This is a genomic window from Atopobium sp., from assembly GCF_034113385.1.
Classification (GTDB): Bacteria; Actinomycetota; Coriobacteriia; order Coriobacteriales; family Atopobiaceae; genus Atopobium.
In genome coordinates, this window is the sequence record NZ_JAXEXL010000019.1 from 1 (window position 1) to 9,331 (window position 9,331).

Annotated in this window: 9 protein-coding genes and 2 tRNA genes; 1 reads left to right on the top strand and 10 read right to left on the bottom strand. The window is 46.9% G+C overall.

Translation table 11 applies throughout. The annotated features are described in order from the left end of the window. The 10 genes from der to SPD80_RS06275 all read right to left on the bottom strand — a co-directional run. On the bottom strand, positions 1-853 hold an 853-nt coding region (gene der, locus SPD80_RS06230), incomplete at its 3' end, for a ribosome biogenesis GTPase Der (protein ID WP_320828981.1). A 47-nt stretch (positions 854-900) separates the two neighbouring features. Then, positions 901-1,752 carry a 4-hydroxy-3-methylbut-2-enyl diphosphate reductase gene (gene ispH / locus SPD80_RS06235; protein ID WP_320828983.1) on the bottom strand — a complete coding sequence of 284 codons (852 nt, stop codon included), beginning with the start codon at positions 1,750-1,752 and terminating at the stop codon, positions 901-903. Positions 1,753-1,761: 9 nt separating this feature from the next. After that, the gene (cmk, locus tag SPD80_RS06240) at positions 1,762-3,237 is read right to left on the bottom strand and encodes a (d)CMP kinase (RefSeq protein WP_320828984.1); all 1,476 of its coding nucleotides are present in this window, start codon (positions 3,235-3,237) and stop codon (positions 1,762-1,764) included. A gap of 26 nt (positions 3,238-3,263) precedes the next feature. Further along, the gene (locus SPD80_RS06245) at positions 3,264-4,145 is read right to left on the bottom strand and encodes a pseudouridine synthase (protein WP_320828985.1); all 882 of its coding nucleotides are present in this window, start codon (positions 4,143-4,145) and stop codon (positions 3,264-3,266) included. Next, positions 4,138-4,821: an SMC-Scp complex subunit ScpB gene (scpB, locus tag SPD80_RS06250; RefSeq protein WP_320605709.1), complete on the bottom strand. Its 684-nt coding sequence runs from the start codon at positions 4,819-4,821 to the stop codon at positions 4,138-4,140. Before scpB ends, SPD80_RS06245 begins: the two co-directional genes overlap by 8 nt. Next, a complete protein-coding gene (locus tag SPD80_RS06255) occupies positions 4,822-5,637 on the bottom strand; it encodes a segregation and condensation protein A (RefSeq protein ID WP_320605707.1) in 816 nt (271 codons plus the stop codon). Beyond that, positions 5,637-6,362 (bottom strand): site-2 protease family protein, encoded by a 726-nt coding sequence (locus SPD80_RS06260; RefSeq protein ID WP_320828986.1) that lies wholly within the window; start codon positions 6,360-6,362, stop codon positions 5,637-5,639. The genes SPD80_RS06255 and SPD80_RS06260 overlap by 1 nt, the downstream gene beginning before the upstream one ends. 33 nt (positions 6,363-6,395) lie before the next feature. Further along, a complete protein-coding gene (locus SPD80_RS06265) occupies positions 6,396-6,686 on the bottom strand; it encodes a hypothetical protein (RefSeq protein WP_320828987.1) in 291 nt (96 codons plus the stop codon). Then, complete coding sequence (locus tag SPD80_RS06270) at positions 6,679-8,703, bottom strand: ABC-F family ATP-binding cassette domain-containing protein (RefSeq protein ID WP_320828988.1); 2,025 nt, start codon at positions 8,701-8,703, stop codon at positions 6,679-6,681. The genes SPD80_RS06265 and SPD80_RS06270 overlap by 8 nt, the downstream gene beginning before the upstream one ends. Before the next feature lie 273 nt (positions 8,704-8,976). Beyond that, positions 8,977-9,051: transfer RNA gene (locus tag SPD80_RS06275), tRNA-Val, on the bottom strand. A 144-nt stretch (positions 9,052-9,195) separates the two neighbouring features. Between SPD80_RS06275 and SPD80_RS06280 the strand changes: the two genes are divergently transcribed. After that, a tRNA-Ala gene (locus SPD80_RS06280) sits at positions 9,196-9,271 on the top strand. The last annotated feature ends 60 nt before the right edge of the window (positions 9,272-9,331 follow it).

Sequence of the window (9,331 nt, forward strand, 5' to 3'; positions counted from 1 at the left end):
TGGCAAGCGCTGCAATCTTCTGATCTTGCTCGGTAACGCCATCAACAGAATCAATGACTAATAAACACACGTCAGCTTTGTCCATAGCGCGCAAGCCACGTACCATGCTGTAGTACTCAATATCTTCATGAACAACCGTGCGCTTGCGCATGCCTGCAGTATCTACCAGACGATATTTCTGATTGTTTTGCTCTACCACAATATCTATGGCATCTCGGGTAGTACCTGCAACATCAGAAACAATGGAACGTGCACGACCAGCCAGCTTATTGGTCAAAGAAGATTTACCCACATTAGGACGACCGACAATAGCCACGTTAAGCATATCGTTGGTATACACGTCCTCAGTATCCTCGGGAAGTACCGCAATGATATCGTCAAGAAGGTCTCCGGTACCATGGCCATGTACAGCAGAAAGCGCAAAAGGCTCGCCAATGCCAAGAGAGTAGAAGTCCCAAATCTCACCCTCGCTTGCGGGATTATCCAACTTATTTACACATAAAAAGACTGGCTTTTTGGTCTTGCGTAATACGCGGGCAACCTCTTCATCCTCATCGGTAACGCCAACCGAGCCATCAACCACAAAAATAATGGCATCTGCCTCTTCACAAGCGGCAACTGCCTGCTCGCGAATGCGGGAGGCAAACACATCCTCAGAACGAGAGGGCTCCATACCACCAGTATCAATCAGAATGAAGTCACGGCCACACCAATCTGCCTCATGATAGGAACGATCGCGTGTAACACCACGAGATTCATGGACGATAGCCTCTTTATCTTGTGCAATGCGGTTTACCAGTGTGGACTTACCCACATTAGGACGGCCAACAACCGCAACGATAGGTTTTGTCATGCTTGGCTCTCCTTTGTTGAATCACCTATAGCTAAGTCTATCAGCTGTTAGAGTTGCTCACATAAATTAACAATGGCAGTGTGCACGGCTTGGATTTGATTTGCAGGAGTTGAGGCACCTGCCGTAATGCCAATGTGCTTTGAAGTGGCAAACCATGAAGCCTCAAGTTCATCGGGTGTCTCTATATGATGGGTATTAGCGCAGGTAGCAGAGCATATCTCGGCCAAGCGTGTGGTGTTAGCAGAAATGCGACCACCAATAACAATCATAGTATCTACGCGAGAAGACAAATCAGCTGCCACTGCTTGGCGCTCCGATGTAGCCGCACAAATGGTATCAAATACACGTAATTCTTCCACCTTACCCAGAAGACATGACAAGATTGCCTGCAAGTTGGCCGGAGACTGCGTTGTTTGCACCACTACACCAACTTTACGCTTGAGCCGTACCGCTTTAAGCTCCTCAGGAGAACCAATTACCAGAGCAGAAGGTGCATTGCCACGTGTTCCCTCAACCTCTGGATGGCCTGCCTCACCCACGACGAGTACCTGATAGCCTTGTTCTTCAAGCAATTTGGCAGCATGATGCACTTTTTTAACGTACGGACATGTTGCATCGAGCATTGTTTTTCCAAGTTCATGTGCCCGCTGAACAACTTCTGGCGCCACACCATGTGAACGGATTACCACCACATTTGCCGTGGCATCATCCACACTGGATGCTACCTGCACACCGTCCTTCTCAAGCTGCTGTACAACCTGTGGATTATGGATAAGCGGTCCCAATGTCTGAACCGTGTTTTCATGCAAAGAACTTGCTTCTTTTACCATGCGTAGTGCACGCTCAACGCCATAGCAGGCACCTGCTTGAGCTGCAATTTCTATGGTTGGCATAGTCATACAACAAGACTACTTTCTTCCAGGATGTTCGGCCATGAGTTGATCGCGCAGCTCATACATCTTTTGTGTAGCTATCCGCTCCATTTCTACTACTTGTTCTTTTCTGCCTTTGGCCTTGATGTCATTAAACGATAAAGGCTCGCCAACACGGCAATAGACCTTTTTAGGACGTGGATAATGCTTACCATAAGGCGTAATATCCAATGCACCCACAATAGCCATGGGCACAATATCTGTCTTAGCCATCTTTGCCATAAGCGCAAAGCCGCCATGTATCTGAGGTACTTGATCTGGTCTGCGAATACGCGTTCCCTCAGGGAAAATCAAGATAGACTCACCTTTTTGCAATGCTCGTTGCGCACGGCGCAATGCTTTAACATCTGCCGTACCACGAGCAACGGGAATAGCTCCCAGACGCGGCAACACCCAATGCAAAATACCAAAGCGATTGAAATCATCCTTATAGATGGGACGCAGGCTTCTACCAGCCAAAATCATCGCACAAGCCGGTAAGAAAGGATCGAGAAAGGAAACGTGGTTCATAATGACTACCACGCCGCGGTCAGCCGACGCAACAAGCAAAGTCTTGAGATTCTCGATAGTCCAACGGTACTTAATCTTGGTGTAGGCGTTACACAGCACCACTAACACCTTTAATAAGATGCGCGCGTGCAAAGGAAAGTCCTGTACTTTTGTCTCATAGTAGGACTCCCAGCTGTCTTTAGCGGCCACAGGCTGCTGTTCCGTAACGGTCGTGGTATCATCCATTACGGCTCCAGCCTGCAGCTCAGAAGCTTTTTTTGCTGCAGCCTCATCCATAAGTTTTTCAATTTGAGCACACACCTCATCAACCGATAGATGTGATGAGTCAATATGCACGGCATCTTTTGCGGGAACCAAAGGAGAGGTCTCGCGCGTAGAATCAATGTTGTCACGACGCACAATGTCTTCGAGAATCCGCTGCTCTTCTGCAACATCTGTAGCAACATCTTGTTGAGCGGCGTTGCCTCCCTCACGCTCGACCGCACGACGATGTGCGCGCGCAGAAGCATCCGCTGTCAAAAAGACCTTAACCTCAGCATGAGGAAATACGACCGTTCCGATATCGCGACCTTCGGCCACTACGTCGATTTTCTCGCCAGCCTTACGCTGCAAAGCAACCATAGCCTCGCGTACCTGAGGAATTGCCGCAACCGTAGAAACATTTTGATCTACCTGTGCCGTGCGAATCTGTGAGGTTACCTCTTTGTCATTTACAAATACGCGCTGCCCAGTATCACCTTGCTCAAAGCGAATATCAATAGCCTGTGCCTGGGCGATAACTGCCTGAGTATTAGCAAGGTCAATGCCCTGTTCAAGACAGGTCAATGCAACGCTGCGATACATGGCACCTGTGTCCAAGTAAGAAAGATTTCGCTGCTTTGCAATTTGCTTTGCAACGGTTGATTTGCCAGAACCCGCCGGTCCGTCAATTGCTACCTTCACGTACGCCTCCCCTTAGTAAGAGCAAACTATTGTTGTATACCCATTTTTGTAAGACTTGCTAATTCTTTATCTGTAAGCAAACGCCACGAACCCACCGCAAGATTTCCTAAGGTCAATGGACCAAAACTTTGCCTATGTAAGCAAACTACTGGATGGCCAATAGCTTCTAACATGCGTTTGACCTGATGCTTTCTACCTTCATGTATGGCTATGCGTACCACCGATAAAGCGTGCTGCCCCAAAGATGAAGCCTGCTTTACGTTATGCCGAGAAACCCGTGTATGCTGCAGCTGTTCCACAACAGGACGTGCCTGTCTTGATTGCATATCCACAAGCTCGCATACCGCAGGCGCACAAGGACCATCATCAAGCGTAATGCCTTGTCTCAAGCAATCCAAATCTTCATCCAAAACAATGCCTTCTACCAAGGCTATATAGTGCTTAGTAACATGTTTGGATGGATGTAGCATGTTTTGCGCAGCCTGTCCATCCGTCGTAAAGAGCAACAAGCCCGTAGTGTCTTTATCCAGCCTCCCTACAGGAAAAAGACCAGGATAGTGTTTGGTAGGAACCAAAGAAGCAACGCAAGAACGACCACGAGGGTCTTTCATGGTTGTAAGAAATCCTGCAGGCTTGTTGAGCATCAAGAAGGTTGCTGCCGTGGAAAGTGAGTATTTCACACCATCAACGGTAACCACGTCTACCAAGGGATTTACTTTAGAACCTAACTCGGTTACAACCTGACCATTAACGCGCACACGACCAGCGGTCATCAAGTTTTCTGACCCACGACGACTTGCAGCGCCGGCGCGCGCCAAGAAACGCTGCAGGCGCATAGGAACTATACGCTGTTCTTGCGCCTCCACCCCCACAAAGCCATCGGGCTTCTCTATAGCTTGCTTAGTCATTCTGTATGCTTGCCTCACTCGTAGAGGCATGCATCTCAAGGAGGTCACGCTCTTCATCTAAGTCTTCATCAAGCGCTTCCAACGTAGAATCAATGGAGCGACCGCTCAGACGCTCACGAATAAATTGCTTAGATTCTTCATCTGGAGCAAACTGCTCCAAATCAGGAAGTGCCTTAAGCGACTTAAGACCAAAGCGCTCGAGAAACACTTGTGTCGTGCCATACAAAATTGCTTGACCATGGTTAGCATCACGACCAAGTTCACGCACAAGTCCCTTGTCCACCAAAGAAGAGACAACACCATCAGAGTTTACGCCGCGAATAGCGCGAACCCCTTCACGAGTAACAGGCTGATGATACGCAATAACGGCAAGGGTTTCCAAGGCGGCCTGAGAAAGCTTCTTGGTATCCCATGACAGGACAAACTCCTCTACCTGCTCATGATAAGCAGGATGGGTATATAAGCGCCAACCACCCGCAACTTCGCGAAGTTGGAAGCCACGGTTAGCATCTGCATACTCCACAGACAGCTCTGCCAATGCTGCTGCAATTTCTCCGGGCGTCGTGCCCAAAATGTGAGAAAGAGCTACCGCAGAAACAGGTTCTGTTGCAACTAAAAGCATTGCCTCAAGTGTGGGCTTCAGCGATTCCGAATCCATGGATTGCAAATCTGACATTTATTCATCCTCTCCCACGCTTGAAAGCTCATCTCCAGCCTCATAGGCGGGTGCTCCTTCCACGCGAGTAATATCAATTTCGCCAAACAGTTCTGACTGAACAACACTAATAGATCCACGTTTAAAGAGCTCAAGCACTGCTAAAAAAGTAACAACAACTTGCTCTGGTGATGTTTGCCCATCTAACAAATCAGAAAAAGTAAGCGCCCTACGTGCGCGTGTTAAACGGTCTACCGAGGCCACTGTCAAAGCCACAGGCAGGCGCTTAGGAGCAATATGCTCTGCCTCAAGCAAAAAGCTCTCTCGCCTACTATCAAGATCTGCACAGATAACAGCCAAGCCTCTTAAGGTAATGCCTTCTAAGTAGTCAGGCATAAGATTAAGGAATTGAGGGTCTGCTCCAGCAGTGCGTGGATGCATGCGCGCTTCGTTTTCCATACGAGTGCCTAAGGCTAAGCCAGCATTTCTAAATTGCTTATAGGCAATCAAACGAGCGATAAGAACTTCTCGCGCTTCATCGGGGCTTAACCCAGATATATCATCTTCTTCCTCATCAAAACCCTCACCCTGTTTTTTAAGAGCACTATCTCTTGGCACAAGTGAAGCAGCTTTAATATCCAACAAGGTAGCAGCAACGAGCACAAAGTCACTTGCTACATCCAAGTCCATGTCGCGCATACGATCAATTTCAGACAAATACTGATCTGCTACTTCACTAATGGAAATGGCGCCAATATCTACTTTTTGCCTACTTACCAACTGAAGCAGCAAATCAAATGGACCAGAATATGCCTGTGTGGCAACACGATATGACACTACAGACCCCCCATAAGCAAAACATACATCATGTCTTGTATGGCAAAGGTCAGCTGGAAAAGCCAATCAATTACCACGCCGCCGACACCCTGAATATACATACCGATAAGATCTATATGCAGCACAGAAGGTAAAATATACACAGCCAGTAAGAAGATGGGCAATGCTTTGCTTTGAATGTCGTAATACACTGCTTGACCCTTTTTATTTAAGAGTGGAAATATGATGGCAGAACCATCTAAGGGAGGCAGTGGAATAAGGTTAAAAAGCATAAGAGAAATATTAACTACCAAATAATTGGTCATAAAGTAGATAAGAGCTGACCCAGCTACCGTGTTATACCAACCAAAGGCATAAGCAAATGCTACGCATATACCAAGCAACACTGCCGCAATGCCTGCTTGCAAAAGATTGCTTGCTGGACCAGCTAAGGCAACAAGTACCTCATCGCGCTTACGATGCTTTAAATTACCAGGATTGTAAGGAACAGGCTTTGCAAAAGCTAGTATCCCACCACCGATAAACATAGAAAGCAAAGGCAGGACAACAGAACCAAAAGGATCTAAATGTGCCGCAGGATTAAGGGTAATACGACCCGCATCCTTGGCGGTGGTGTCTCCACATGCTAAAGCAATAACGGCATGAGAAAGCTCATGCACTACCAGTGCAATAACAACAGCGGCAATTTGAAGTAATAAATACAACGGATTTTGCAGTATACGCATAAGTCCACTCAACAATGAAAACCTCTCAAAATCTTATTTGTATGACTCATAAAGACGCGTAAAGAGCCAATCTAGTAAAAATAGCACAACTGCTATGAGTGCAAAATCTCCCCTAAAGGCACCGCCAAAAGGCGTAGGAATCACCGCAACACCACGCAAGCCCTCAGGCAAAAACGCTGTGATTACTGTTTGAATTTGCACCAAAACGGGACGCAAAAAGCCTACCGAGAAGCACAAAAGAACTACGCAGATAAAGCATGCATATGCAAGGGCACGCGCAAGCAGGCTCAGAATATGGAAGGTGCCAGAAACGTTGCTACTCAAGTTGTACCTCCTCCAGTTTTGCCTGTAATTCCAACCACTCTTCCTCGAGTATAGGAATCTTTTTAGACAGCGCTGTATATTCACTCATAGCTTTGTCAAACTTATCGGCATCCGCATACAGCTCTTCCGAAGCCATGAGCTCCATAAGTTGTTTATACCTCAACTGAGCAGGTTCCAACGCCGCCTCAATTTCTCGAAGACGCTTTTTGGTACCTGAAAGTTTTTTATGAGCTGCATTACGCGCCTCTGCTTCTGCACGACGCTGTTCTTTGGTTTTAACATTTCTGCCTTGTGAGGCCGCAGATAGTGCAGTGGACGATACAGACGTAGCTTGGGTAGGCTTTTGGGTAGCTTGAGTTGCAGAAATACCAACAGAGATACCCTGTTCTCCAGCTGCACGAGCCTCAAGCTCTGCACGTTTAAACAAGTAGTACTCGTAATCTCCATCGTAGACAGTTACCTTGCCATCACGCACATCAATTACCTTATTGGCAATGGCGCGCACCAAATGCTCGTCATGGCTAATGAGCACAATAGTGCCGGCAAAGCTTTGCAATGCTTCTTCAAGCACTTGAACTGAGTCAATATCTAAATGGTTGGTAGGCTCGTCCAAGCAAAGCAAAGGATCGGGTGCCACCAGCATTTTTGCCAATGCTAAGCGTGCGCGCTCTCCACCAGAAAGTACGCTCACGCGCTTTTCTACATCATCACCATGGAATAAGAACGCACCAAGCAAACGTCGTTCTTCTGAAGTAGTCCAGCCAGTCGCAACGCTATCCATTTCACCCAAAACCGTATGCGATGCCGTTAAAGTTTCTAATTGATGCTGAGCATAATAGGAACTTGAAACGTTTTGGCCTAGCTCAATACTTCCAGCCGTTGGCTTGGTATGAGCCACAATAAGTTTCATAAGCGTAGATTTACCAGCACCATTAGGTCCAACTAACGCCACGTGGTCTCCGCGATATAAGGTGAAATCAACATCTTTATACACCAGATTATCACCGTAAGCCTTGGTCACCTTATTAAGAGTAATAACAGAATCGCCTGTGCGAGGCGGCTCAGGGAACCTAAAGTGTACGTGCTTGGCTTGCTCCGGTAATACAACGAGTTCTTCTTTAATTTTTTCAAGCTTTTTGACGCGTTCCTGAACCTGCTTTGCTTTAGTTGGCTTATAGCGGAACTTCTCAATAAATACTTCCATATGCGCAATATCGCGCTCCTGAGCAGCACGTTTAGCGCGAAGCTGTTCCAAATTAGCTGAACGCTGCTGTAAATACGAAGAATAATTTCCTGTATACGTGACCAAGCTACGATTTTCTAGTGCAGCAACATGGTTCACACAAGCATCCATAAAAGAACGATCGTGGCTCACAAGAAGTACCGCACCATCGTAATTAGAAAGGAATGACTCGAGCCAGCGCACGCTCTCCAAATCCAAATGATTGGTAGGCTCGTCCAGTAAAAGCACATCTGGATGGCGAAGCAGCAGTTTAGACAAGGCAATACGCATTTGCCAGCCACCAGAAAAATCTTTTGCCGGCTTATTGAGGTCTTCTACTGGGAAACCTAAGCCACACAAAATCTGACGGGCACGACTTTCCAGCTCGTAGCCACCAGCATGTTCAAAGCGATCCTGTGCACGACCATATTCCTCAAGCATGCCTGTAAGCAACGCCTCATCAGTAGTGACAGAAATCTGTTGTTCAAGCTGTGCAATGCGCTTTGCCAAGGTTTTAATTTCCGTTGCGGAATCCATGACTTCATCGAGCGCACTTTTTTTGCCAGCAAGTTTATTTTCTTGTTCCAGATAGCCAAGGGATGCACCGCGAGCAAAACTCACGGAACCTTCATCGTAGCTTTCTTGACCCATAATGATTTTAAGTAAGGTAGTTTTTCCAGCGCCATTGGGCCCAACAAGTGCCCAACGCTCCTGTGCATTCAACTGCAAGGTTGCACCGGAATACAGAGTACGTCCGCCAAACGATTTACTTATTTTATCTGCAAGAACAATCACAGAACTACTCCTGTACCTATAACTTTTCTCACTATAAAGTATACGAGACCTCTAGGAATATATACTGCTCATATAGGTCTTTTATGAATACATATGCTCTAGCTGCGCTTTTATAATTTCCTTGCGAGAAAAACTATAAAAATGTATTCAAAAACGAACGATCTATTTGCGACCAAATGAGCGACTCGTTAGCAACAAAATTCGCAACTCGTTAGCGACCGAGCAAGACAACAAAAAAGTCAGACGACTAATATGCCGTCTGACCTGCTGTTTTGGTGGGCGATATGCGATTTGAACGCATGACCCCTTCCGTGTGAAGGAAGTGCTCTACCCCTGAGCCAATCGCCCGTGGGTTCTTACTATAGCAGAATATGCACTCAGCACATCACATATTTTTGGGCTGTCTTACAGATATGTACTTACCATTTTTTTACTTCTTTTGCTTGACCAAAAAGTATGCTCTGCTATAGTTATTCAAGCGTCAACGCACGCGGGGAATTAGCTCAGCTGGGAGAGCGCATGACTGGCAGTCATGAGGTCAGGGGTTCGATCCCCCTATTCTCCACCAAGTATATGAGGGCGGCGGCATATGCCGTCGCTTTTTTATTAAGGGCTCATGGCGCAACGG

Bases quoted from the DNA above. Each gene is read 5' to 3' on its own strand.
- SPD80_RS06245 (WP_320828985.1), bottom strand. From the start codon at position 4,145: ATGACTAAGCAAGCTATAGAGAAGCCCGATGGCTTTGTGGGGGTGGAG.
- SPD80_RS06260 (WP_320828986.1), bottom strand. From the start codon at position 6,362: ATGCGTATACTGCAAAATCCGTTGTATTTATTACTTCAAATTGCCGCT.
- scpB (WP_320605709.1), bottom strand. From the start codon at position 4,821: ATGTCAGATTTGCAATCCATGGATTCGGAATCGCTGAAGCCCACACTT.
- ispH (WP_320828983.1), bottom strand. From the start codon at position 1,752: ATGACTATGCCAACCATAGAAATTGCAGCTCAAGCAGGTGCCTGCTAT.